Below are 23,378 nucleotides of genomic sequence, written 5' to 3'. Positions count from 1 at the left end.
GGAGGGTCATCGCATACTCCGTTCCACGGCTGCGGCGGTCAGCCGCCGGATCTCTCGGAAAGCTCCGCGCTCCTGCTGGGCGGCGGTGGCCATCCAACTGCCGCCCACAGCGAGGACCGCGGGTTCGGTGAGGTAGTCGGTAAGGAGGTCGGCGTCGATGCCGCCGGTCGGAACGAATCGCACCTGGGGGAAGGGGGCCGCGAGCGCCCGTAGGGCGCGGATCCCGCCAAGCGGCTCGGCGGGGAACAGTTTGACCGTGTCGAGACCTGCCCGCAGGACGCGCATAAGCTCGGTGGCGGTGGCGACGCCCGGCACGCAGGGCACGTCCAGCTTCCGGCATGCCGCGACAACGTCCGCGGCGTAGCCGGGCGAGACGATGAAGCGGGCTCCCGCCGCCACGGCACGTTCCACTTGCTCAGGGGTTAGGACGGTACCGGCGCCGACCGTGAGTCCGCCGTGCGCCGCCATCGCCTTGAGCGCCTGCTCGGCGTCGGCGGTGCGGAGAGTGACCTCGGCACACTGGGCACCGCCCGCCACGAGCGCTTCGGCGAGCGGACCGGCGCTAGCCGCGGACGGGACGGTCAGCACCGGCATGATCCGGGCGCCGGACAGGGAGGCGGCCAAGTCGACGGTCATCGGCCCAGCCATCCGCCATCGACGGGCAGGACGGTGCCGTGGACGTAGGCGGCGGCGTCCGAGGCGAGAAAGACGGTGGCGCCCGCCAAATCGTCAGCGCCGCCCCACCGACCGGCCGGGATGCGATCGAGGATCGCCTTGCTGCGCGCCGCGTCGTCCCGCAGGGCCTGGGTGTTGTCGGTGGCGATGTAGCCCGGAGCGATGGCGTTGACATTGACGCCGCGCGGTGCCCATTCGTTGGCGAGGGCCTTGGTGAGTCCGGCGACGCCGTGCTTGGCGGCGGTGTAAGCGGGGACGGTGATGCCACCCTGGTAGCTGAGGAGCGAGGCGGTGAAGATGATCTTTCCGCGGCCGCGGGCCACCATGGCCGCGCCGACCGCTCGGCTGAGCGCGAACTGCGCGCTGAGGTTGACTTGGAGAACCAGCTCCCAGTCCGCGTCCGGATGTTCGGCTGCCGGAGCGCGGCGGATGGTGCCCGCGTTGTTCACCAGGATGTCCACCGGCCGTTCGCGTCCGGCGAGATCCGCGCCCAGAGCCCGTACGGCCCCGGGATCGGCGAAATCGGCTCGGATCGCCTCGAAGGCGCGGCCTGCGGCCACCACATCCCTCTCCACGCCGCTCCCGGATGCCTCCAGCGTGGCGCTGACGCCGATGACGTCCGCGCCGGCCTCGGCGAGAGCGCGGGCCATGGCCCGGCCGATACCGCGCCGGGCACCGGTGACGACAGCGAGTCTGCCTGTGAGGTCGAACGCGTTCATGCGGCTGCTCCCTGCGTGTCGTCTGTGCAGTCGACGAGGATCTTCATCACGTCTGTGCCGCTCTCCAGAGCCGCGAACGCCGACGGCGCCTCGGCGAGCGGCACGACCTTGCTGATCAGCCGATCGGCGGGGACGGTGCCGTCGGCCACCAGTTCCGCCGCCTTCTCGAAGTCGGAGCGGTCGTACAACCGGGCTCCGACGAGGGTGAGTTCGCGCCAGAAGAAGCGGTGGAGGTTGACCTCGCGAGGCCGGGGGTGGATGGCCACAAGACACAGGCGGCCCCGTACGCCCAGCACCTCGACCGCGGTGTCCACCCCGCCCGCCGCGCCGGAGACCTCGAACGCGACGTCCGCGCCGGCGTCGCCGGTCCACTCTCGGACCAGATCGGGGACATGGACGGCGACCGGGTCCCAACAGGCCAGGCCAAGCTTCGCGGCGATCAGGCGCCGGTGGGCGCTGAGCTCCACCACCCGGACGTCGGCCCCAACGGCTCGCGCGACCAGCGCGATGAGCACCCCGACGGGGCCTCCGCCGACCACGACGACCTTCTCGCCGTCGCGGACACCGGCCCGGCCGACGTCGTGGACAGCGACCGCCGTGGGTTCGACGAGCGCTGCCCGGTCCAGGGCGAGGGACTGCGGCAGGCGGACGAGGGTGGCGGCGGGCACGGTCCAGCGCTGTTGCATCGCGCCCGGGGAGTCGATGCCGATGAAGTCGAGATGCTGGCAGACGTGCTGGTGGCCGGCCCGGCAGGCGGGACAGGCCCCGTCCCAGCGCAGGGGCATCACGGTCACAGCGTCTCCGGGTGCCCAGCCCTCGACGCCCGGGCCGACACTGACGACGTGCCCGGACATCTCGTGGCCGAGGACAGAGGGCGCACCCACCCGGGCGTCCATGTCGCCGTGGAAGATGTGCAGATCGGTGCCGCAGATACCGACATAGGCGGGAGCCAGCTCCACCTCGCCGGGGCCGGGGGCGGAGGGTTCGACAAGCGCTGTCTCCAGCGTGCGGGCGGCGGTGTATCGGACTGCGAGTGTCATCGTGGGGTCCTTTCAGCGCGGACGCCGACGGTCGGCAGCAAGTCCGCGTAGGTACGTACGGATGTCGGGGGTGACGGTCGCCGGCGTCGGCTCGTTCGGGCGGCGTTGTGGAACGCGAGGCGGGCCCGGTCGAGTGCCGTGTCGGGTTCGAACGCCGGCTCTGAGTGGTGTTGGCGTCGGCAGTCGCTCGGATTCGTCGTCGGACGACACCGTCACGGCGCTGCCTCGACGGGCGGCGCACGCTGCGGTCGGCACCGGGCCGAACAGGGGCCGGGTCGAGGTGGACCGTCCTGCCCCGCGCGCGGGGTGGTCGCCGTCTGCCGGCCGAGGCCGTGCTCCGTGGCCGGTCCTGACGGGGACGTCGGGGACCCGGTGAGCAGGGGTCAGGTGCACGATGGCGTCTCCTTCCTCTCGGCGGACTCCAGGCGATAGAAGGCGGCCGCGGTACCGGCGAGAATTGTCGAGGCCTCGGCGGCGGAACAGTCGCCGAGCAGTTCCTCGACGGTGGCGGCCCAGCGGTTCCAGCCGCCCGCGAGCTCGCAGACAGGCCAGTCGGAGCCGAACATCAGCCGGTCGGGCCCGAAAGCGGCCAGCAGGACGTCCCACGCCGGCCGGATGTCTCCGATCGTCCACTTCTCGTGATCGGCCTCGGTGACCAGCCCCGACACCTTGCAGGCGACCTGGGGGTGCGCGGCCAACCGCCGTATGCCCCGTGCCCAGCCGTCCAGCTCGCCCTGGGCGAGGGGCGGCTTGCCGGCGTGGTCAAGGACCAGCGGCAGCTGGGGGAGACGCTCGGCAAGGCGGGCGGCCTGTGGGAGCTGGTGGCTGCGGATCAGGATGTCGTAGCCGAGTCCGCGCTCGCCCACGGCCCGCAGCCCCCTTTCGACGGAGGGCTGTTGCAGCCAGTCGGGGTCGGGCTCGCCTTGGACGAGGTGCCGCAGGGCCCGCAGGTACCGGCCGCCGGTCCCCGTCCGCAGTTCGTCGAGCACGTCACCGACCGCCGGGGAGCTCAGGTCCGCCCAGCCGACGACGGCGTCGATGAGCGGATCCCCGTCGGCCAGGGTGAGGAGTTCGCGCGTCTCCGGCACGGACGCCAGGCACTGGACGACCACGGTGGCGGTCAGCCGCCGTCCGGCGATCGTCCGGGTCGCGGCGGTCGCGCGCAGGTCGTCGGGGGCGAAGGTGCGCCGGATGGTTTCGTGTCCGGGCGCGTCGAGCCAGGGCTGGGGGCGGCGGTCGAGGTTCCACACGTGGTGGTGGGCGTCGATCAGGGGCGGCGGGTCAGACACGGGCGGACCAGACGGGACCGTCGGGGTACGTGTACTCCTTGAGGGACTCCGGGTGCATCTGCGCGCTCAGCCCGGGGAGGGTGGGGGCGAGGTAATGGCCGTCGGCGATGCGGACCGGGTCGACGAAGTGCTCGTGCAGGTGGTCGACGTATTCGACGACCCGGTCCTCGACCGTGCCGGAGACAGCTATATAGTCGAACATCGACAGGTGCTGCACCATTTCGCAAAGGCCCACGCCACCGGCGTGGGGGCAGACCGGGACGCCGAACTTGGCGGCGAGCAGCAGGATGGCGAGGTTCTCGTTGACGCCGCCGACCCGTGCCGAGTCGATCTGCACGATGTCGACCGCTCCCGCCTGGAGCAGTTGCTTGAAGACCACCCGGTTGGCGACGTGTTCACCGGTGGCGACCTTGATCGTGCCGAGGGCCTTGCGGACCGCCGCGTGGCCGAGGATGTCGTCCGGGGAGGTGGGCTCCTCAATCCAGTACGGCTGGTAGGGGGCCAGTGCGCGCATCCAGTCGATGGCGGGCTGGACGTCCCACCGCTGGTTGGCGTCGACCGCGATGCGTATCCCGTCTCCGACCGCCTCGCGGGCGGTGCGCATGCGCCGTACGTCGTCCTCGAGGGAGGCGCCGACCTTGAGCTTGATCTGGGTGAAGCCGTCGGCGACGGCCTCCCGGGCCAGGCGGGCCAGCTTCTCGTCGGAGTAGCCGAGCCAGCCGGGGGTGGTGGTGTAGGCGGGATAGCCGTGCTTCAGAAGGCGGGCGACGCGCTGTTCGCGGCCTGCTTCGGCGCGGTGCAGAATGTCCAGGGCGTCTTCGGGGGTGAGGGCGTCACTAAGCCAGCGGAAGTCGACCTGGGCGACGAGTTCCTCGGGCGACATCTCACTGAGGAATTGCCAGACGGGCTTCGCGGCGCGCTTGGCGGCGAGGTCCCAGGCGGCGTTGACGACGGCTCCGGTGGCCATGTGGATGGCGCCCTTCTCCGGTCCCAGCCAGCGCAGTTGGGGGTCGTGGACCAGGGCGCGGGAGAAGGCGCCCAGGTCGCCGCAGACCTCGTCGACGGACAGGCCGACGACGTGGGGGGCGAGGGCGGCGATGGCAGCGGCCTGTACGTCGTTGCCGCGACCGGTGGTGAAGGCCAGTGCGTGGCCCTCCAGTCCGTCGCCGGCGTCGGTGTGCAGGACGACGTAGGCGGCGGAGTAGTCCGGTTCGGGGTTCATCGCGTCGGACCCGTCCAGGTCCTCGGACGTCGGGAAGCGTACGTCGAGGACGTCCAGGGCGGTGATGCGGGCGGGTGCCGGGGGATGGGACGAAGCGTAGGACATGGCAACTCCTTTGGGGCGGGGGGACGGGAGCCCCGCAGCGAGAGAGGAACGGCGGGAGGAATCCGGCGGCCGCGCGGCCGGTCGTGAACCGTGCGGCGGCCGCCCTGTTCACTCCTGGACCTTGCCGCCCGTGATGCGCGAGATGGTCAGGGCAAGCAGGATGATCAGGCCGTTGAGGGCTCCGATCCACTGGGCGGGCACGCCGGCCAGGGTGAGCACGTTCTGGATCATGAAGAGGAGCAGGATGCCGCTGAAGGCGCCGAACATGGTGCCCTTGCCGCCGTTGAGACTGATTCCGCCGATGACGGCGGCGGCGAAGACGGTGAAGATGTAGCCGTTGCCCTGCGCGGAGGCGACCGAGGCGAGCCGTCCGGAGAGCAGGAGGCCGGCGAGGGCGGCGAGCACGCTGCCGGAGACGATGACGATCCACAGCACGCGATCGGTGCGGATGCCGGCGGCCTTCGAGGCATCGACGTTGCCACCGATGGCATACAAGGAGCGGCCGAAGCTGGTCCAGCCGAGGACGACTATGGCGACGGCGAACAGGATGAGGCAGATCCAGATGGAGGCGGGTACCTCGAACCACTGGGCGGTGCCCAGGTAGAGCATGGACTCCGGCAGCCGGAAGAACGTCTGGCCGCCGGAGATACCGGTGAGGACACCGCGCAGCACGATCAGCATGCCGAGCGTGACGATGAAGCCGTTGAGGCCGAAGCGGATGATCAGCAGGGCGTTGACCACGCCGACGAGGGCACCGATGGCGAGTGTGACGGGGATGGCCCAGGCGCCGGGGAGGAGGCCGAGGCCGTGTCCGGCGCCGGTCGGCACGACCAGCCAGGCCGCGACACCGGGGGCGAGGCCCATGGTGGATTCCAGCGAGAGGTCCATCTTCTTGACGATCAGAACCATCGTCTGGGCGAGGACCAGAAGGGCGATCTCGGACATGGTCTGCAGGACGTTGATCAGGTTGTCCGGCTGCAGGAAGACCGGGTTGACGATCTGGCCGACGATCGCGATGGCGACGATGGCAGGGACGAGAGCGAGGTCGCGCAGCCGGGCCAGCGGTATCCGGCCGCCGAACAGCCCCGTTCGCTTCGGCCGCGGCTCGTCGGCCTTGTGGGCGGGCGTGGCCGCGAGGACGGTTTCAGGCATTGAGGTCCACTCCTTCCATCGCGGCCACGAGGTCGTGGTCGTGCCAGCCGCGGGTGATCTCGGTCGTCACTCGGCCCTGGAACATCACCAGGACCCGATCACACATGCGCAGGTCGTCGAGTTCGTCGGAGGCGATGAGCACTCCCGTCCCGGCACCTGCGGTCTCCTCGACCTTGCCGAGGAGGAATTCCTTGGAGCGCACGTCCACTCCCGCGGTCGGGTTGATCAGCACCAGCAGACGTGGATCGTCGGCGAGGGCGCGGGCCATGACGACCTTCTGCTGGTTACCCCCGGACAGCGCGGAGACGGGCTGGTCCGGGCCGGGGGCCTTGATCTCCAAGTTCTCGATCATGCCCTCGGCGATTCGGTCCCGGCGGCTGCGGCTCAGCAGTCCGTTGCGCCCGAGTCGGCCGGGCACGGACAGTGTGACGTTGTCCGCGATGGACATGTCGGGCACGAAGCCCTGGTGGTGCCGGTCCTGTGGGACGAAGCCGGCGCCCGCGGCGAGCGCGGCGGGTACGCTTCCCGGCCGTGGCCGCGTCCCGGCGATCTCCACGTCCCCGGTTCCGGGCGCGCGCAGTCCTATGACGGTCTCGGCGATCTCCGTTCGGCCGCTGCCGGTTGCCCCCGCCAGGCCGACGATCTCGCCGGCGCCCACCTGGAAGGTGACGTCGCCGTAGGTGTCGCCGCTGATGGCCTTCACCCGCAGCGCGGCCGGGGCGGTGGAGTCGAGCGTGCTCGCCCGCTCCTGCCGCCGGTCCCCGGCGGCCTCACCGGTCATGGCGGTGACGAGTTCGGTGCGGGGGAGGTCCGCGACCGGTGCCGTCAGGATGTGCCGGGCGTCCCGGAACACCGTCACCATGTCGCAGATCTCGTAGACCTCCTGGAGGTGGTGGCTGATGAACAGGAAGGTCACGCCCTGCCGCTGCAGGTCACGGATGCGGTCGAACAGCCGGTTGATCGCGGCCCCGTCCAGTTGGGCGGTCGGTTCGTCGAGGATGATGAACCGGGCGCCGAAGGACAGGGCACGGGCGATCTCCACGAACTGCCGTTGTTCCACGCTGAGATCGCCGGCCAGGGTCTGCGGGCTGACGTCCACCGACCAGGTCGACAGCAGTTCCCCCGCCCGGCGGCGCACACCCTGCCAGCTGATGAGCCGACCGCGGCCGTGGTCGTGCCGGTTCAGGACGAGGTTCTCCGCGACGGTCAGGGTCGGGATGATCGTCGACTTCTGGTAGACGCAGGCCACGCGCCGCCGCCAGGCGTCGCGGTCAGTGAGCCTGGGTGCCGGACTTCCGCGGTATACGACCGTTCCCTCGTCAGGGGCTTGCAGTCCGGTGAGGACAGACACCAGGGTCGACTTGCCGGCTCCGTTGCGGCCGACCAGGGCGTGGGTCTCACCGGGCCTGATGGTGATCCGGGCGCCATTCAGGGCCACCGTCGGACCGAATCGCTTGACAATGCCCGTCGCCTCGACGACGGGCGGGTCCGTCGGGACCCGCCCGTCGTGCGCCGGGGCGGAGGCGGGGGGGACTACTCGCTCCCCATCGCTCATCTCAACCGCCTTGTTCTCGTGAACCGCTTTTGATGTGCCGTCAGCTGATGTTGTTGCCCCAGAGCGACTTGTCGCCGCTCTTGAGACTGGGGACACCGCCGTAGGTACCTCCGTCGGCCGTCACGAGCGGGGCGGAGAGCTGGTCCTCCAGCAGGCCATCGCGCACCTGGACGATGGTGCTGTCGTGGTCGGTCTTGCCGGGCTTGAAGGTCTTCCCGTCGATCGCCGCCTTCAGGTAGTACAGGGCGAACTTGGCGTACAGGTCGGCCGGCTGCGAGACCGTGGCGTCGATCTTCCCTTCGGCTATGGACTTCAGCTCCTCGGGGATGCCGTCGTTGGAAACGACGAAGACGTGCTTCTCGTCCTCGGGCCCGACCAGCAGTCCCTTCTGCTTGAGCACCTGGAGCGTGCCGGACAGCGCGAAGCTGGACTGCATGTAGATGCCCTTGATGTCCGGGTTGGCGGTCAGGTCGGTCTGCAGCTTCTGCGCGGCGACGGCACCGTCCCAGTTGGTGGCCTCCCCGAACACCTTGATGTCCGGGTAGTTCTTCTTGACGCAGTCGTTGAACGCCTCGGTGCGGTCACGGCCGTTGATGGAGTCGAGGCCGCCCTGCAGCATCACGACCTTGCCCTTGCCGCCGAGCTTGGTGCCGAGGTACTGGCAAGCCTTCTCGCCGTACGCCCGGTTGTCGGCCCGCACGACCATGAAGACGTTTCCGCTGTCCGGGCGGGTGTCGACGGTGACGACCGGGATCTTCTTCGCCTGCAGTTGCGCCAGGGTCGGGGCGATGGCCGCGGTGTCCTGCGGGGCCATCGCCAGGCCCTTGACGCCCTGGCTGATGAACGTCTGCGCGTTGGCGGTGAGCTTGGCGACGTCGTTCTGCGAGTTGGTGGTCTTGAGGGCGAGGCCGAGCTCCTTCGCGGACTCCGGCGTGTACTTGATGTAGGAGTTCCAGAAGTCGGTGTCGGAGCGCGGGTAGTCGACGCCGACCAGCGGCGTGTCACTCGATGACGCCGAGGTGCCGGAGCCGCCGCAGGCGCTGAGCAGCGCCAGTGCGGACAGGGCGGAGGCGGTGGAACAAAGGGCGGTTCTGAGTCTCATCCGAACTTCCTCGCGCTGGTCCCGAAGCGGGAGAGGTTTCGCCGCGGTGACAACCGTGTGACGCCGCTTCGAAGTGATGGGATGTATGTATAGGCGCGAGACGGTCACACTGTCTAGCCCCTGAGACATCTGTTATGAAAACCCAGTTCTTAGGGCGACAGAGGCCCCAGGCGATCTCGATCACTAGGAGATACATCCCATCAATCAAGCCTTGAGTCAGAGGCGGTCGGCCGACCCAGTCCCGACAGACATGCCATGTCTGAACAGGAAGAAATGGGTCAAGTATCAACAAAAGCGACAATTCAGCCGACTGGGAGTCGCTTTCATCCCTGCACAGCCGTTGACATCCCGGGTCACATGGCTGACCTTTAGGCGTGAACCGCCGACCCCCCGGCCCCGCCGGTCGTGCCGGTCGTGCCTCGCGCTCCATCGGCACCGGCGGTTCAAAGCACTCCACTCACGGCCACGCCGTCATCGCTAAGCCGTCCGCGCCCGCCGAGGGCCGCCCCTTCTTCCCCTGGGAGGAGCCGCCAGCCATGTCTCGCATCCCCGGAGCGCGGAAGCCCCGGCACTACGTGACCGCATCCAGCCACTGCTCCTAGCAACTCATGGCGATCTCAGGACCGTCCGACAGCCTTCCTCACGGCCCCGGCGTCACGGCGGCGGCCGTCACGCTGCCGATCGACGGCGGGTTCCTGTCCCTTGTTCCTGGGGCCGCCCATTCTTCTCACACCACCCGGGCTGCGGTGAGGCCAGCCTGATGACGCTCCGCATCCCTGGCACAACCGCAGTACCCGCCCAGCCACAGCAGACGAAGGAGTTCGTGTGATGGACCACTCTCTGGATCGCAGACGGTTCCTGACCGCCGCCGCGCTGACCGCCGGCGCGGCCGCCCTCCCCGGCAGTCTCTTCTCGCGGACCGCCGCGGCGGCCGTCCCGCCGCAGGTCACCCTCCCCGACCGCGGCATCTACGACACCGCACCCGCCGCCTCCTGGACCGACGGGTTCCTCACCGGCAACGGCGAGTACGGCGCCCTCCTCCACGGGACAGCGACGCTGGAGAAGGTCATCTTCAACTACCACCGCCTGGTGCTGCCCAACGGCACCCGCACCAAGACTCCGCCCGTACTCTCCGGCCGCCTTGAAGGCGTGCGCGACAAGGCGCTCGCCGGGGACTGGAGCGGCGCCAACACCGACTTCGCCGCCGGGTGGGGAACAGTCTGGACGCAGACCTACCATCCCGCGTACGAACTGCAGATCAATACCCCGGGTGCGACGACGGTCAACAACTACGGCCGGGTCACCGACTTCCGCACCGGCGAGGTGAGCTCCAGCTGGACCGACCAGTACGGCACCTGGACACGCCGGGCGTTCGTCTCCCGCGCCGACAACGTGATCGTCCAGGAACTGCTTCCCGCCCCGGGCCGTACGGTCGACACCACGCTGAGCGTCAGCACCGCCCTCGACGGGGTACCCACCTCCGTCAGCTACGCTACCCGCGCCACCACGTCAGGCGGATCCGGCTACCTGAACCTGCGCGGCACCTATCCCTCCGGGGGGGCCTTCGGCTACGAGGGCGTCACTCGGGTCGTCGCTTCCGGCGCCAACGCCTCCGTCAGCGCCAGCGGATCCACCATCGTGGTGGCGAGGGCCACCAAGGTCATCCTGCTGACCAAGCTGGACCGCTACGAGTCCTCCACGGCTTGGAACTCCGAGCCGCTGCACGCCAAACTCGCCACGCTCGGCACGGACTACGCCACCCTGCTCTCCGCCCATACCGCTCTCCACACCGCGCTGTACGACCGTTCCCGCCTCCAGCTCAACGTCTCTGCCGCCGACCGAAGACTCTCCGTCAGCGAGCTGATAGCGCGCCAGAACGCCAATCAGAGTGTCATCGACCTCGCCCTGCTCGAGCGGCTCTACGACTCGGGCCGTTACCTCTTCATCAGCTCCAGCGGCATCCTGCCACCCCGGCTCACCGGCATCTGGACGGGCACCTGGAGCGGCGCCTGGGCAGACGACTTCACCACCGACGCCAATGTCAACCTCCAAGTGGCGGGCGGCAACATCCTCGACACCACCGAGCTCATGAAGGGCTACTTCGACCTCATCCTGGGCCAGCTCGACCACTGGCGCACCAACGCCAAGAACCTCTACGGCGCCCGCGGCTTCCTCGCCCCGATCCGCACCGACGGCGAGTACGGCTACATGCTCCACTTCAACAACTCCGTCTTCCCGGCCCAGACGTGGACCGGGGGCGCCGACTGGCTGCTCCACCCGCTCCTGGAGTACTACGAGGTCACCGGCGACCAGGCCTTCCTGCGCGACAAGCTCGGCCCCGCCCTGATGGAACTGGCCCTCTTCTACGAGGACTTCCTCACCCGCACGGACGCGAACGGCAAAGTGATCTTCGTACCGTCCTTCTCCCCGGAGAACTCCCCGACCAGCACCGGCGTGAAACTGACGATCAACGCCACCGGTGACGTCATGGCCGGCAGGCACGCCCTCAAGGCCGCCATCGACGCCGCCAACACCCTCGGGGTGGAGCAGGGAAGCGGCCAGGGAGTCGCCCGCTGGACCGCACTCCTGGCGAAGATCCCCGACTACCGCATCAACGCCAGCGGCGCGATCGCCGAATGGTCCTGGCCCAGCCTGAGCGACCGCTACGGGCACCGGCACGTCCAGCACCTGTACGGGGCCTGGCCGCTGCACGAGGTCAACCCCGAGGGCAAGCCCGCCCTCGTCCGCCCGGCACTGCGCGCGCTCGAACTGCGCGGCGACCAGAACTACTCCGCCCACGGAAGCCTCCACCGTGCTCTGGCGGCAGCGCGGCTGAAGGACGGCGGGAAGGTCTACGACAACCTGAAGAAGATCATCGGCAACAACATGATCTTCAAGTCGCTGATGACCTCCCACAACCCGAATCTCGAGACCTACAACGCCGACGCCGCCCACACCTTCCCGGGCGTGCTGGCTGAGGCATTGATCTACTCCCGGCCAGGTGTCCTCGAGATCCTGCCCGCGCTGCCCGACCAACTGGCCCAGGGCACCATCACCGGCGTACGGGCACGCGGCCGAATCCGGATCCACAGCTTCACCTGGGACCTGCCCGCACGCACCGCCACCTTGTCCGTCACCTCGGACATCACGCAGGACATCACCCTGATCAGCCGACGGGGGATGAACTCGGTGGCCACGTCGGCAGTCGTTGCCGCTTCGCCGCTGGGTACCCACGCGCGCAGGATGACACTCGCCGCCGGGCAGCGCACGGACATCACCGTCACCCTGCTGAGCGGCCTCTACCAGCTGGTCAACCGGCGCAGCGGCAAGGTACTGGCCGTATCGGGCGCTGACACGGCCAACGGCGGGAAGATCATCCAGGCCACCTCTTCCAGCGCGGCCAGCCAACAGTGGATGTTCCTGCCCAACGCAGACGGATCCTTCCGTCTGCGAGCCCAGCACAGTGGCCGGGTCATGCAAAGCCCGAACGAGTCCAGCCAGGGCGCCCAACTCGTCCAATGGCAGGACCTGGGCGGCGACGACCAGCGGTGGAGGCTCATCGACGCGAACAATGGCTACTTCCAGCTCGTCAATGTTGCCAATGGCTTGCGTGTGGACGTCGCAGACCGATCGATCTCCGACGGTGCCAGTGTCATCCAGGCGCCCGCCAGCACCGGCAGCAACCAGCACTGGCGGGTGGTTGCCCTGTAGGGAAAGGTGCGGTGCCCACCAACTCACCGTGGGCACCGCACCTGGCACCACCGCTCGACCGCTTCTCCGCAAGCGATGAACGTTCCCGCCCCTCCGCTTCGACAATCCAGGAGGCGATACCCATGCTCCGCAACGGTTTGGAACCCTGGCACCTCATCATCGTGCTCGCCGTGATCGTCCTGCTCTTCGGTTCGAAGAAACTCCCCGAGGCCGCGCGGGGGCTCGGCAAATCGCTGCGCATCCTCAAGGCCGAGACCCGGGCCCTTCACGAGGACACTCCCGTCGACGCCACCACCACCGCCCCAGACTCCCCGGACACCACGATCCCGGCCATCCCCCCACCACGCCCCGAGACAACGCCAGTCGGCCACACCACCCCCGGAGTAGCAGCCAGGTGAGGCCGGGACCCTCGCCGCGGCCCGGAGGATCGACTCGCCGAGCACCGCACCGGCCGCGGCGTCGAGCGGTTCGCGAGCGAGACCGGATCCCGACCTCCCCGAGGAACACCGATTCCATGCCCAACAAGCCGACCGCCGGCGACCGCGTCCTTCCGGCCGTGCGCTCCCGGCGGCACGATGCCGAAGAAACCGGCTCCGTCCGTCGGATCGCCCGCCGAGCGCGCGGTCGCCGGGGCTCGACTACGCTCGCTGACATGGGCGCCTTGACGGACGGCGGGTTCCCCACCGACGTGACGAGCCTGGGGGGACGCCGCCCCGAGCTCGCCGAGCTGAAACGCGTGCTGGCCGACTCGCGTCTGGTGACGCTGACCGGCACCGGCGGCGTGGGCAAGACCCGCCTGGCCCTGCAACTGTCCCGCGAGGTACGACGCGCTTTCCACGACGGCGCGTACTGGGTGCCACTCGCGGAGGTCGGCGAACCGGACCAGGTCGGCCAGAGCGTGATCAACGCCCTGGGCCTGCGCACAATGGGCCCCGACGCCACCACCCTGCTGACCGACCACCTGCGGGACAAGCGCCTGGTCCTGGACAACTGCGAGCACCTGGTCGGCGCCTGCGCGGAGCTGACCGCCGGCCTACTGGCGGGCTGCCCCGGCGTGCGCGTGCTGGCGACCAGCCGCGAGGTCCTCGACATCCCCGGCGAACGCGTCTTCGCCGTCGCACCGATGGGATCGGTCGAGCCCCTCCCGCTCTCCTGCTCGCCCCGGATGACAGCCCGGCCCGCGTTGCTGGTCGCTGCGGCGGGCGTCGGCGTGGTGGCCGTGGGATGCGGTCAGGCGGGCGGTTGCAGCGGGAACGTTTTGATGTTCAGGCCCTGGTAGGTGCCTGCTTCGTCGGTGAGCAGGGGCAGGCCTTGGGGCCAGTCGACGTCGGGGGATGCGGCGTAGGCGGCGTGGGCGTGGGGCCAGGGCAGGGTGGAGCGGCCCACGGCGCTGGCGGCGGCCAGGTCGAGGTCGAGGAAGGTGAGCGCTTCGAGCGAGGCGAAGTAGTCGGCGGATCCTTGGCGGTCGCGCTCGGCCTGGGCCAGGCAGCTGGTGGGGACCAGGATGCGGCGCTGGGGTGACTGGTGGGTGGTGTCGTAGACGTAGGAGAGGAAGCGGTTGCCTGCCGCGAGGGCGGCGAGGGCGGTGTGGTCCAGGACGACGGTGCCGGGGTTCACGACGCTGTGGTGCCTTCCAGTCCTGCCCAGAAGGCTTCGGCGGCCTGGCGGTCGGGGTCGGAAGGTTCGTCGCCGATGACTACGCCGGTGGCCGCCATGGCCGCGCGGCCGCGGGCCTGGCGCTCGGCGAGTTCGGCGGGGGTCAGGGTTTGGGCGGCCATACGGGCCACAACCTGCTTGATGGAGGTGTGGGAGGCATCGGCGATGGCCTTGAGCCGGTCGCGCACCTCCACATCGACCTGGATGGTGGTGAGGGCCATGAACTCACCCTACAGCGCGTCTCTAGATTCTCTCTAGAACGGGTGCGGGTAGAAGTCGATCCGGGTCCACGGGGAGCGGTGGCGGCGCGCCCGCTGCGCGCATCCCCCTCCATGCCCACCATCCGGCCGCCGCCCTCCCGGGTGCCCGCAGGGCGCGAGTGCCCACCAGCCGGTCTCGGTGGTCGAGCGGCCAAGGTGGGCGGGAAGATGGAGGCATGCAGACGGGTCACCGGGCGTGGGCGTGTCGGTTCCAGGGCTGCCCGGACGCTGTGGACGTGGAGGTCCTGGTCCAGGAGGACGACCGGCCCCGGCAGGTGGTGGCCCGGGAGCGCGAAGGCGCGGTCGCCCTGGTCGACGGGTACATCCTGCAGAGCCTCGACGCCCAGGCCCGCACGGCCGTCTACACCTGGGTGCGGGCCGGCTCTCCTGATCGGGTGGCGGCCTACCTGCTGGAGCTGCTGGCCGAGGTCTGCCCGGCAGAGCGAGCGGGGTAGGCGGTCCGGCCGGGGCGGGTCCGGCCGAACCGGATGGTCCAGCATTTCTCAGGGCCGCTTAGTTTCCTTCTTCGGCTTTCGGGGTCCGAAGATCGTGCGGAGCAGCGTGGCGTTCTCGGCGGTCTGGGTGAGTTCGATGTGTGCTTCGGCGGCTTGGCTGATCTGTTGGATGGCCTCGGCTTCGGTGGCCTTGGTCTCCTTTTCCTGGCAGAAGTGGCAGAGCTTCTCGCCGTCGCTGGCGTAGCGGGGGTTCTTGTACTTGTCGGCGGTGCGGTGGCAGTGGGGGCAGGCGGTGGCGAGGAGTTCGCGCTGTTGGCGGCGTTGTTCGGCGGCGTCCTGGTCGGCCTGCTGCTGGGCGCGCTGGGCTTCTTGGTGTTGGGCGTACGCCTGGGGTCCGTCGTGGTCGTCGAGGGCGGCGTGGAGGGGCTGGAGGGGGCCGTCGCGGCCGGCGCGGCGCCAGATCGGGGAGAGGGGGCCGCGTTCGATCAGCAGCTCCAGGCTGGTGAACAGGATCGGGATCGCTTGGCTGCGGTCGTAGTAGCCGTCGCCGAGGTGCCGGCCTTGCCAGTGGCGGCGGGTCATCTCGGTGAGTTTGGTGACGCGCTGGCGCAGGGCGCGCTCGCCGAGGTGGCCGAGGACGATGGCGACGGGCGGGTAGCCGGGGCGGCCGGTGGGTGGGTAGGTGCGGCGCCAGTGCTGCTCGCGCTCGCTGGCCCGGCGGCCCCACTCCAGGTAGCCGATGGTGCCGCGCGAGTGCGGGTTGGGCAGCACGTGGAAGTGGTCGAAGAAGCCGCGGTAGTCGTCGAGCTTCTTGGCGACGATCGGGTTGGACTCGTTGTCGAGGTCGACTTCGACCAGGAGCACCGGGATGCCGTGCTCGGGGGCCTGGAGGACGGCGTCGGCGCGGACGGTGGGCTTGTGCGGGGTGAGGTGTTCGACCTCGGTGGCCCACTGCTCGATGCGACCGAAGCCGGGGCCGACGCCGGGGGCGGTGCGGTCGCCGTGGATCCCCTTGGGGTCGACGTTCGGGCCGGTGCCGCCGACAACGAACGAGATGATGGCCTCGCTGACGGCCAGGGCGTGGCCGGCGGCGGAACTCGTACCGGCCTTGCGGGCGATGCCGCCCATGTCCCGGCCGTCGGGGAACAGCGCCTTGGCCGCGTCGCGTCCGGCGGTGGTCATGCCCCAGATGTCCCGGCCGTCCTTTCCGGTGCCGTGCTTGACGGTGATCCGCTTCTTCTCCAGGTCGTTCAGCGCAGCGCGGGCGAACTTGTTCTCCAGCGCGTCCGGGCGCAGCAGTCGCCAGAGTTGGTGGGGGGTGGCGATCTTGAGGACGGCGATGGCGCGTAGGACGTCGGCGCGTAGGTCGTTGGAGGAGCCGCCGGGGTTGGTCTTGGAGGCCTTGCGGGTGCGGTTGTGCGGCGCGGCGGCGGCGCCCTGGGTGTCGGGTTGGTCGGGTGTGCCCGGGGCGGGCTGACGGTGGCTCACGGCGCTCCCCCTCGCTGTTGTGCGGTGCGGTGGCTGACTGCTTTGCCTATCGCACGTCGCCGACAAGTCGATCACGCCCGCACCGGCCGCCACCGACCGGCCCCGCCCGCCGCACCGGCCAGCCGCCCTGCCTCCAGCACCGGCCTGCCCGGTCACCGCCGGCCCGCCCGGCCCGGCCGCCCGCAGCCACCGGAACGCCGAGCTGCCCGGCCGCGGCGCGAGCACCGGGCTTTCGCCCCTGGGGGCCGGGGGGACAGCCCGGGGGTTGGGCGAAGGGCCTGAGTGGCCGGAGCGAGACCCTGAGGGAGCCGCGCCAGGCGACAGAAGGGTCGTCGGCGTTTCCGGTGGGCTTGGACAAGGGGTTTGACCTGCGTTTATGCCCCATCAAGGTGAGGGGTGACCGGAAGCGGTATCGGAAGCGGTACTGGAAGCGTGCCGCCCGAGTGATCCGGGCCCGGGACAACGGGTCGCGGGGCGATTCTCACCGGCCCCCGGCGGGCCGCCTGGGCGGGCCGGGCGGTGCTGGTTGGACAGTACCCGGCGCAGGCCTTCGGCACGCCGGCTTTCAGCCCGCCAGGGTGCCGGTCCCTGTGATGGTCGGGGACGGGACGGTGCGCAGCCGGGCGGGCTGGGCGGGCGTGGGGGTGCGGGCGGCGGTGAGGTACTGCGGGATGACGGCGGCCAGGCCCTCGGCGGCCTCCAGGAGGAGCGGGTCCTCGCCGGGCCGGTCGAGGAGGGCTTGGGCGAGGTGGAGCGCGCTCTCCAGGACGGCGGCGGGGGTGCGGATGTGGCGCAGCGCGGCGATGGCGTCGGCGGCCTGTTCTGCGGGCCGTTGGGCGGGCTGTGGCGGGTCCGGCCGGGCCGTTGGGGCCGGGAGAGCGGCCGGGCCTGCCCAGGGCGGCTGCTGGCGGCCCTGGGGGCGTTGGGGGCCGAGGGCGCGGGCCGCGCCGGGGCTGAGGGCGCGCCGGGCGGACGACGGGTTGCTCACGGGCGTTCAACGAGCCCGGGTGCGCCTGGTGGCGGCCGCCGTGGGCGGTGCGGCCGGCACCGCCGGACGCACAACGGACAACAGCCCCCGGCAGGGCAGAAGCCCCGCCGTCCGGACCGTCACCCAAACCGCACCCACCACACCACCGGCAACCAGGGCAGAGGGACAGACAGAGGGGTTGTCTGAATTACCCGCGTGCCGGAAACCGGCTCTGACCTGCCGAAACGCTGGACCGGCGCAAGAAGCGCCGGGGTACCTACGGTGGTAGCTACGCCCGTACCTGCGGTGGCACCCTCGGCGGTACCTGCGGTGGTACCTACGTGGCCCCGGCGCGGCTGGTCGACGGCCGTCGGCCGGCCGCCCCGGAGGCCGCGGACGGCTCTGCCGGACGCGACAGGACCAACAGCCCGCCGCAGGCGCGAACCCCGAACCGACCAACCGACCACACCACCAAGACCAAAGGAGAAGAAGGGGTTGTCGGCATTTCCGGGCCGCTCCACACGGCTCTGACCTGTGGCTATACCGTTGGGAGGCGAATCGTCAGGTGCTCACAAGACCACCGACAAGGCACCCCATAAGGCTCGCGACAAGGTGTCCGACAAGGCACCTCACAAGATGCGGGGCGGTCTGGCGGGCACCGGGGCGGGTGTCACCGGGGGTGGTCGTCTGCGGTGGGTGATCAACTCGGGTCCGGGTCGCTCCAGGCGCCGGTGGGCAGGGCCTTGGGGGCGTGGTCGCGGTGGGCGGTCCGGAGGGTGGCGATGGCGTGGAGCGCGGAGGGGTGGAGGGCGACCTGGTCGTGGCGGGGCTCGCGGACGAAGCGGTCCCGGCTGACCGTGGCCACCGTGGAGGATCGCCGCCCACTGGGGGACGTCGTGGATCCCGGCCTCGACCCAGCCGACCGGCCGGCCGTGGTGGAGCAGGACGTGGACCGGGCGAGCGCGCGGGCCGGCGGCGTCGGGGTCGCGCCACATCGTGCGGGCCCAGCCGTCGTCGAGCGGTCGCGCCCACTCCCACGGGCCGTACCGCTCCACCGGCCGGGTGGGCACCTCGGCCTCGCGCCGGCGGCCCATCAGCTCGCGCCAGCGCTCCTCGGCCGTCTGCTCCGGGGAGCAGGCATCAATGCTTTGACCTGGGCCATCAAGGTTCGCCGCAGGCGGCGCGTCACGATCGGCGTCACGGTATCCACGACTGCCGGGCCGGGGCGCAGCGTCAGCCGGTGGGCCCGCTGTGGGAAGGGTGGCGGTGGGGGTCTTGGCCTCGGGGCCGGGAGCGGCGGCGGGGGCGCGGTGGCGGTGGTGGAGTTCGGCCTGCTGGAGGATCCGGGCGAGGGCGTCGGGCAGTCGGCGGTGGAGCAGTGCGAGGGCCTGGTCGGCCTCGATGGGGGTGCCGGCCTCGACGGTGTGGAGGTAGTCGTGGACGGCGTGGTCGACGTCGGCGGCCAGGCGCAGCAGCTGCTCGGTCGGCGTGCCGGTCGGAGCGGCCTGGGGCGGGAGCGGCAGCAGGGCCGGACCGGTGGCGGGCTCGGTGGCGACCGGGGCCGGGGTGGTCGGCGCGGTGGCTGCCGGGGCCAGGGCGGCTTGTCGGCGGCGGTAGGCGGCGCTGCGGCAGTTGGTGTTGCAGTACTGGGGCTGGCGGCCGCGCTTGCCGGTGGCGGGGGTGAGTTCTCTGTCGCACGCCAGGCAGCGCCAGACGCCGGGTGGGCCCGGCTGGTCGGGGATCACGTGATCAAGGCTAGGGGCGACGGCGGACATCGTGATCCGGCCGGTCGTGATTCGTGACGCCAACCTTGGAACGGCCCTGTCACCAGGGCAGACGCGGGCCGTCTCGCGGCCCGCGTCACGAAAGCCCGACTCGCGCCGGGCCCAGCGGCCGGCTGGCCCTTTCGTTGTCGGCCGGGGGGTCACACCTGGTGCAGGTAGGCGTTCATGACGGTGTGGGCGGCCTGCTCGGGGGTGTCGTGCAGGATCGGCTCCTGGGTGGCGGGGTCGCCGAGGAAGTAGCCCTCGTACACCGCGACCCAGCGGGCGGAGCCGGCGACGCCGCGCTCGACCCAGCCGACGGTGTGGCCCTCCGCCGTCACGAGCCACACGTCCGGTTGCACGGTCCAGCCCACAAGCTTCCACCAGTCGCCGAACACGGCCGGGTCGAGCTCGCACTGGGCGTCGTTGTCGGGCATGCCGCGCAGGACCGGGTCGCGGGGCACCGTCACCAGGCCGGGCTCGGCCGCGCGCGGGCCGATCCACCCGGAGGTCCGCGGAGCCGGCCGGGCGGCGTCGGCCGTTCGCACGGCGATAGCCGGCTCCATGGCGCGGGCACCGCGCAGGGCGTCCAGGGCCGCGTCCCACTCGCGGTGGATCCGGGGCCGGCCCAGGCCTGCGAGCAGCGGCTCGGCGCGGCCGTCTGCCAGGTGCGCCACCGCGATCCAGCCGCCCGGGCCCCACGGCCCGTCACCCAGCGGCGCGGCCCACCCGACCCGCACGCCCCGGTGGTGGAGCTGGTGGATACCGGCGGCCTGTGGCGCGGCCCAGGACGACGTCGTCCAGCCCGGGCCGAAGGTGACGCCGAGGTCGTCGGTGCGGTCTGGCGGCCCGAAGCGGCGCACCGGGTCGGAGGTGGCGCGCAGCACCGCGTCGGGCTGCAGGTCGCTGTCGTCCGGGTGAGCAAGCGTCGGTGCGGGCGCCGGCCCGCCGGTGGCGGGTGGGGTTTCGTTGCCGCCACGGAACGCGGGCCCGTCGGGCTCTGGCGCGGCGGGTGGGGTTTCGTTGCCGCCACGGAAGCCGTCGTTGCGGGTCTTCGAGAGGGCCGGTTGTCCCCCGTCGGCGGGGCGGGGTTTCGTTGCGCCGGCCGCCGGGACGACCTCCAGGGTGGCGCGGTCGGTCAGCTCAGCGGCGGCGGCGAGCAGCCGTCCCAGGGCGGCCGCCGACCGCGCGGCGTCGTCGCCCTGGTCGAGGGCGTCGGCGAGCGCCAGGGTGGCGGCGGTGACCGCGTCGGCGCCTTCCAGCAGCCGCGCCCGGTGCCCGGGCGGCGCCTCTGCCAGGGCGGCGGCGGGGGCGGTGGCCTGCGGTGTTTGCGGTGTGGTCTTGGCGCGGCGGCGGTGCGCGGCCGAGCGGCACGTCGACCCGCAGAAGCGGGGCGGGCGCCCGGTGCCGGCCGGTTGCAGCGCGCGGCCGCACGCCTCGCAGGCGCCTGTAGGCCGCGGCGGCAGGTCGAGAAGGGTCGGCTGGTCCACGCTCATAGCCACTGACCCTACGGGTTTCGTTGCATCACGCCCGGGGCCGGGTCCGGTACCACCGGGACAACCGGCGGCCGCACGCCGGGCCAGCTGGCACCCTGGCGGGTTTCGTTGCCGCAACGCAAACCCGGCCCGGGGGCGGCCCGTGGAACGGGGCGGCGTTTCGTTGCCACCACGAAACCCGCGGGACAACTACGGCTGCGGATGTTCCAGGTGCAGGGCAGCCAGGACATGGTCGCGCCAGGGGCCGGGGTCGTTGCGCGCGTCAGCGCCGAGGAGGAGTCCGTCGCTGACGACGTGCCAGCCGCCGGCCGGACTCAGCTCGACCCAGCCCCTGACGTGGCCGTGGTCGAGCACCCAGTAGGCGCTGCCATCGCTCGCGCGGCCGGAGAGCTGCCATCCCGGTGCCAGGTCGAGGACGGGCTCGCAGCCGCCGAGCGTCAGGGCGAGCGGCGCGATGAGCGACGCGGGCCGGGCCCGCTGAGTGGGAACGGTGGCACCGGGGTTGGCGGCCAGAGCGGCCTGGCGCAGCAGGCCTCGGTACAGGGCGGACAAGGTGGTGGTGAACTGCTCGGCCGTGGCCGAGGGGTCCAGGCCGTTGTCGAGGTCCTCGGCGAACTGTGTGGCGGTTCCGTGGATCGCGGCGGCCAGCCGCAGGAGCTCACCCAGCGGCCCGTCGCGGTCCGTGGCGCGAGTGCCTGCGGCACGCGCGGCGGCGAGCTGCTGTGCGGCGGATGCGGCTCGGCGACCGCGGTACGCCTTCGACTGGCAGGAGCGCGAGCAGTAGGCCGGCTTCTGACCCGCTCCTCCCGTCCGAAGCTTCGCCCCGCACACGGAACACAAGCTCACGGGCTCGGATCCGTCGCTGGTGCCCGACCCCACCCGAACCTCTCCATCCGTAACTGTCACGGAACAGAGCGTATCGGCCCGGGGCGGGTGCCCGTCCCTTCCCGGGCTATCCCCCGCCCTTACACGCGCTCTCGCACCCCACGCTGTCCTGCGGTGGGAGTTTGGGCTGCGGAACTCACCGGTCTCCGCAGCCGTTCTCACCGGCTCCAGGGGCGGTGCGTAAGGCGACTGCGCGCGCCCGCGCAGTCCGCTCACGGAGAGTTCGACGGCGGTCACCGACGGGTAGGGCTGTGCCTGTCCAACGATCGGGAGGGAACGCAGTGAGCGAGAACGAGCGGCTCAAGTCGCTGATCATCAGCGCGGCGCAGGAGCTGTGGGACGACAAGGAGGCGCTGGCCAAGTTCCTCGGCGTGGTGCGCCGCGGCGAGGGGTGGACGCAGTTGGCGGATGAGCTGGAGAAGAACAGGCCGGCGAACGCCACGTTCTACGGCGTGAGGAGCGCCGAGTTCCAGCAGTAGCCGTCCGCCCAGGTGGCCCGCCGCTCCGTCTGCGGGGCGGCGGGCCACCGCTGTGACCTGCGGTGGGGAGTTTCGGCGGGCGAAACTCACCGGCCGAACTCACCAGCGGGTGGCGTTCTCACCAGCCCGACGGGATGCCGAATCGGCGGATCGCCGCGAGGTCAGCTCCGGTCGTCCGGTACTGCGGAAGCGGCGAGGCCGCCGGGGCCGAGCCGACGACGGGCGGCCGGCGCCGCCACCGCCTCGGGCACCTCTGCGGTGGCCGGCTCCAGGAACGGGGCCCGCTCGACCGCGAGCAGCCGGGCCCCGCCCGACGGCTGGACAGGGGTGTCGGCGGCGGGCTCGGAGAAGGGCTGCCACAGCGGGCGCCGTCGGTCAGGGGAAGTCATGATCGCCAGTCTTCCAGGTCCACCCGCCCGGCCACGCCGAATCCGTGCTCCGCAACACGCCGGCCGGGGCACGATGGACACGGGCAACAGGCAAGAGGGAGAAGCGATGCGCACCCGGGACGTCGTGGTCGGCGAGACCTACATCGCGAGCATCCCCCAGCGGCTCCCGCCGGAACTGCGCCGACCGGGAGACACCGCCGAACAGTGGCGGGCGAACACGCAGCTGCACCTGGTCCGCGGGCGGCGCATCACCGTGACCGTGACCGGCTTCGGCGAGCAGCCCGGCACCGTGGTCGTCACCCGGGACCTGCCGGCCGGCCGCGTCACCCTGCGCCTGAGCGCCGAACAGGCCGCCGCCCTCGACCTCGCCGAGGGCCAGGACTACGAGATCGACGGCATCGTCCGGGATGCGGACGGGCAGGCCCTCACCTTCCCCAGCACGATCGCCCACACCATCCCGGCCCGCTGGCTGCGCCCGCCCGGCGAGCGCCTGGTGCTCCCCCCGGACACGCACCGCTTCCACCGCGCGCTGGTGTGCCGGGACGCGGACGGGATGACGCCGCAGGAGATCGACCGGGCGGCGGAGAAGGCGCTGGCGCAGCTCCACCACGTCCGGGGCCTGGCGCTGGAGGACCCGAACGTCGACCATTCGGTGCTCACCGCCCAGGCTGACCACCGGGAGTGGCTGCGGATCGCCGAGCGGGTACGGACGGCCGGGCTGACCGTCTACGATCCGCGGGCCGACCCGGACGCCGTGGAGCACCCGCCGCTGATCCGATTCCGGCAGCGCTGACGAAGGGCGGCCCCGTCCGGTGCTACCGGTGCGGACCGATCAACAGCACGGTGAGCACCGCATCGTCCTGGTCGCCGTGGCATGATGGCGCTGGTTGAATCTCCCCAGGTGGTACTGGGCGGTGGGCCAAACCTGCTGGGCTTGGTTCCCCACCTTTTGGGTGGTGTCGGTCGGCGT

Annotated in this window: 22 protein-coding genes; 6 read left to right on the top strand and 16 right to left on the bottom strand. The window is 71.2% G+C overall.

Translation table 11 applies throughout. The features are described 5' to 3' along the window. Window positions 1-6: 6 nt before the first annotated feature. The 8 genes from ACZ34W_RS35815 to ACZ34W_RS35780 form a co-directional block, all read right to left on the bottom strand. On the bottom strand, window positions 7-636 hold the full coding sequence (locus tag ACZ34W_RS35815; protein WP_465610269.1) for a bifunctional 4-hydroxy-2-oxoglutarate aldolase/2-dehydro-3-deoxy-phosphogluconate aldolase: 630 nt from the start codon (window positions 634-636) through the stop codon (window positions 7-9). After that, window positions 633-1,394 (bottom strand): SDR family oxidoreductase, encoded by a 762-nt coding sequence (locus ACZ34W_RS35810; RefSeq protein ID WP_465610267.1) that lies wholly within the window; start codon window positions 1,392-1,394, stop codon window positions 633-635. Before ACZ34W_RS35810 ends, ACZ34W_RS35815 begins: the two co-directional genes overlap by 4 nt. Continuing rightward, on the bottom strand, window positions 1,391-2,434 hold the full coding sequence (locus tag ACZ34W_RS35805) for a zinc-dependent alcohol dehydrogenase (RefSeq protein ID WP_465610265.1): 1,044 nt from the start codon (window positions 2,432-2,434) through the stop codon (window positions 1,391-1,393). Before ACZ34W_RS35805 ends, ACZ34W_RS35810 begins: the two co-directional genes overlap by 4 nt. Before the next feature lie 383 nt (window positions 2,435-2,817). Then, on the bottom strand, window positions 2,818-3,723 hold the full coding sequence (locus tag ACZ34W_RS35800; RefSeq protein WP_465610263.1) for an amidohydrolase family protein: 906 nt from the start codon (window positions 3,721-3,723) through the stop codon (window positions 2,818-2,820). Beyond that, window positions 3,716-5,050: an enolase C-terminal domain-like protein gene (locus ACZ34W_RS35795; RefSeq protein WP_465610261.1), complete on the bottom strand. Its 1,335-nt coding sequence runs from the start codon at window positions 5,048-5,050 to the stop codon at window positions 3,716-3,718. The genes ACZ34W_RS35800 and ACZ34W_RS35795 overlap by 8 nt, the downstream gene beginning before the upstream one ends. Window positions 5,051-5,158: 108 nt before the next feature. After that, window positions 5,159-6,202, bottom strand: a complete 1,044-nt coding sequence (locus ACZ34W_RS35790) for an ABC transporter permease (RefSeq protein ID WP_465610259.1) — start codon at window positions 6,200-6,202, stop codon at window positions 5,159-5,161. Next, entirely contained in the window at window positions 6,195-7,757 is a 1,563-nt protein-coding gene (locus ACZ34W_RS35785) for a sugar ABC transporter ATP-binding protein (protein ID WP_465610257.1), read from the bottom strand. The genes ACZ34W_RS35790 and ACZ34W_RS35785 overlap by 8 nt, the downstream gene beginning before the upstream one ends. A 40-nt stretch (window positions 7,758-7,797) precedes the next feature. After that, on the bottom strand, window positions 7,798-8,859 hold the full coding sequence (locus ACZ34W_RS35780) for a sugar ABC transporter substrate-binding protein (RefSeq protein ID WP_465610255.1): 1,062 nt from the start codon (window positions 8,857-8,859) through the stop codon (window positions 7,798-7,800). A gap of 828 nt (window positions 8,860-9,687) precedes the next feature. On the opposite strand from ACZ34W_RS35780, the gene ACZ34W_RS35775 reads away from it, so the two are divergent. From ACZ34W_RS35775 to ACZ34W_RS35765, 3 genes are all read left to right on the top strand, one after another. Next, the gene (locus ACZ34W_RS35775) at window positions 9,688-12,570 is read left to right on the top strand and encodes a glycosyl hydrolase family 95 catalytic domain-containing protein (protein ID WP_465610253.1); all 2,883 of its coding nucleotides are present in this window, start codon (window positions 9,688-9,690) and stop codon (window positions 12,568-12,570) included. Between the two features lie 122 nt (window positions 12,571-12,692). Beyond that, the gene (tatA, locus tag ACZ34W_RS35770) at window positions 12,693-12,968 is read left to right on the top strand and encodes a Sec-independent protein translocase subunit TatA (protein WP_465610251.1); all 276 of its coding nucleotides are present in this window, start codon (window positions 12,693-12,695) and stop codon (window positions 12,966-12,968) included. 254 nt (window positions 12,969-13,222) lie between these two features. Continuing rightward, the gene (locus ACZ34W_RS35765) at window positions 13,223-13,849 is read left to right on the top strand and encodes an ATP-binding protein (protein ID WP_465610249.1); all 627 of its coding nucleotides are present in this window, start codon (window positions 13,223-13,225) and stop codon (window positions 13,847-13,849) included. Here the strand turns inward: ACZ34W_RS35765 and ACZ34W_RS35760 are convergent. Further along, window positions 13,801-14,187 (bottom strand): PIN domain-containing protein, encoded by a 387-nt coding sequence (locus ACZ34W_RS35760; protein ID WP_465610247.1) that lies wholly within the window; start codon window positions 14,185-14,187, stop codon window positions 13,801-13,803. The two genes, ACZ34W_RS35765 and ACZ34W_RS35760, sit on opposite strands and share 49 nt — an antisense overlap. Then, window positions 14,184-14,447, bottom strand: a complete 264-nt coding sequence (locus ACZ34W_RS35755; protein WP_465610245.1) for a hypothetical protein — start codon at window positions 14,445-14,447, stop codon at window positions 14,184-14,186. The genes ACZ34W_RS35760 and ACZ34W_RS35755 overlap by 4 nt, the downstream gene beginning before the upstream one ends. A 215-nt stretch (window positions 14,448-14,662) precedes the next feature. Here ACZ34W_RS35755 and ACZ34W_RS35750 point away from each other — a divergent pair, with 215 nt between their 5' ends. Continuing rightward, complete coding sequence (locus ACZ34W_RS35750; RefSeq protein WP_465610243.1) at window positions 14,663-14,941, top strand: hypothetical protein; 279 nt, start codon at window positions 14,663-14,665, stop codon at window positions 14,939-14,941. 48 nt (window positions 14,942-14,989) lie between these two features. Here ACZ34W_RS35750 and ACZ34W_RS35745 read toward each other — a convergent pair whose 3' ends face one another. From ACZ34W_RS35745 to ACZ34W_RS35725, 5 genes are all read right to left on the bottom strand, one after another. Continuing rightward, window positions 14,990-16,429, bottom strand: a complete 1,440-nt coding sequence (locus ACZ34W_RS35745; RefSeq protein ID WP_465610241.1) for a replication-relaxation family protein — start codon at window positions 16,427-16,429, stop codon at window positions 14,990-14,992. Between the two features lie 565 nt (window positions 16,430-16,994). Continuing rightward, window positions 16,995-17,417, bottom strand: a complete 423-nt coding sequence (locus tag ACZ34W_RS35740) for a hypothetical protein (RefSeq protein ID WP_465610239.1) — start codon at window positions 17,415-17,417, stop codon at window positions 16,995-16,997. A 608-nt stretch (window positions 17,418-18,025) separates the two neighbouring features. Beyond that, window positions 18,026-19,141, bottom strand: a complete 1,116-nt coding sequence (locus ACZ34W_RS35735; protein ID WP_465610237.1) for a hypothetical protein — start codon at window positions 19,139-19,141, stop codon at window positions 18,026-18,028. Window positions 19,142-19,320: 179 nt separating this feature from the next. Then, a complete protein-coding gene (locus ACZ34W_RS35730; protein ID WP_465610235.1) occupies window positions 19,321-20,655 on the bottom strand; it encodes a hypothetical protein in 1,335 nt (444 codons plus the stop codon). Window positions 20,656-20,844: 189 nt separating this feature from the next. After that, window positions 20,845-21,501, bottom strand: a complete 657-nt coding sequence (locus tag ACZ34W_RS35725) for a hypothetical protein (RefSeq protein WP_465610233.1) — start codon at window positions 21,499-21,501, stop codon at window positions 20,845-20,847. A gap of 320 nt (window positions 21,502-21,821) precedes the next feature. Between ACZ34W_RS35725 and ACZ34W_RS35720 the strand changes: the two genes are divergently transcribed. Beyond that, window positions 21,822-22,019, top strand: a complete 198-nt coding sequence (locus tag ACZ34W_RS35720; protein WP_465610232.1) for a hypothetical protein — start codon at window positions 21,822-21,824, stop codon at window positions 22,017-22,019. 161 nt (window positions 22,020-22,180) lie between these two features. Here the strand turns inward: ACZ34W_RS35720 and ACZ34W_RS35715 are convergent, their stop codons facing one another. Next, window positions 22,181-22,408: a hypothetical protein gene (locus ACZ34W_RS35715; RefSeq protein WP_465610230.1), complete on the bottom strand. Its 228-nt coding sequence runs from the start codon at window positions 22,406-22,408 to the stop codon at window positions 22,181-22,183. Window positions 22,409-22,514: 106 nt separating this feature from the next. Here ACZ34W_RS35715 and ACZ34W_RS35710 point away from each other — a divergent pair, with 106 nt between their 5' ends. Next, entirely contained in the window at window positions 22,515-23,201 is a 687-nt protein-coding gene (locus tag ACZ34W_RS35710) for a hypothetical protein (RefSeq protein WP_465610228.1), read from the top strand. The last annotated feature ends 177 nt before the right edge of the window (window positions 23,202-23,378 follow it).

Source organism: Kitasatospora sp. NPDC022856 (assembly GCF_055561235.1).
This window is presented reverse-complemented; position numbering and strand designations above follow the sequence as displayed.

Bases quoted from the DNA above. Each gene is read 5' to 3' on its own strand.
- ACZ34W_RS35815 (WP_465610269.1), bottom strand. From the start codon at position 636: ATGACCGTCGACTTGGCCGCCTCCCTGTCCGGCGCCCGGATCATGCCG.
- ACZ34W_RS35810 (WP_465610267.1), bottom strand. From the start codon at position 1,394: ATGAACGCGTTCGACCTCACAGGCAGACTCGCTGTCGTCACCGGTGCC.
- ACZ34W_RS35805 (WP_465610265.1), bottom strand. From the start codon at position 2,434: ATGACACTCGCAGTCCGATACACCGCCGCCCGCACGCTGGAGACAGCG.
- ACZ34W_RS35795 (WP_465610261.1), bottom strand. From the start codon at position 5,050: ATGTCCTACGCTTCGTCCCATCCCCCGGCACCCGCCCGCATCACCGCC.
- ACZ34W_RS35790 (WP_465610259.1), bottom strand. From the start codon at position 6,202: ATGCCTGAAACCGTCCTCGCGGCCACGCCCGCCCACAAGGCCGACGAG.
- ACZ34W_RS35785 (WP_465610257.1), bottom strand. From the start codon at position 7,757: ATGAGCGATGGGGAGCGAGTAGTCCCCCCCGCCTCCGCCCCGGCGCAC.
- ACZ34W_RS35780 (WP_465610255.1), bottom strand. From the start codon at position 8,859: ATGAGACTCAGAACCGCCCTTTGTTCCACCGCCTCCGCCCTGTCCGCA.
- ACZ34W_RS35775 (WP_465610253.1), top strand. From the start codon at position 9,688: ATGGACCACTCTCTGGATCGCAGACGGTTCCTGACCGCCGCCGCGCTG.
- tatA (WP_465610251.1), top strand. From the start codon at position 12,693: ATGCTCCGCAACGGTTTGGAACCCTGGCACCTCATCATCGTGCTCGCC.
- ACZ34W_RS35765 (WP_465610249.1), top strand. From the start codon at position 13,223: ATGGGCGCCTTGACGGACGGCGGGTTCCCCACCGACGTGACGAGCCTG.
- ACZ34W_RS35755 (WP_465610245.1), bottom strand. From the start codon at position 14,447: ATGGCCCTCACCACCATCCAGGTCGATGTGGAGGTGCGCGACCGGCTC.
- ACZ34W_RS35750 (WP_465610243.1), top strand. From the start codon at position 14,663: ATGCAGACGGGTCACCGGGCGTGGGCGTGTCGGTTCCAGGGCTGCCCG.
- ACZ34W_RS35730 (WP_465610235.1), bottom strand. From the start codon at position 20,655: ATGAGCGTGGACCAGCCGACCCTTCTCGACCTGCCGCCGCGGCCTACA.
- ACZ34W_RS35715 (WP_465610230.1), bottom strand. From the start codon at position 22,408: ATGACTTCCCCTGACCGACGGCGCCCGCTGTGGCAGCCCTTCTCCGAG.
- ACZ34W_RS35710 (WP_465610228.1), top strand. From the start codon at position 22,515: ATGCGCACCCGGGACGTCGTGGTCGGCGAGACCTACATCGCGAGCATC.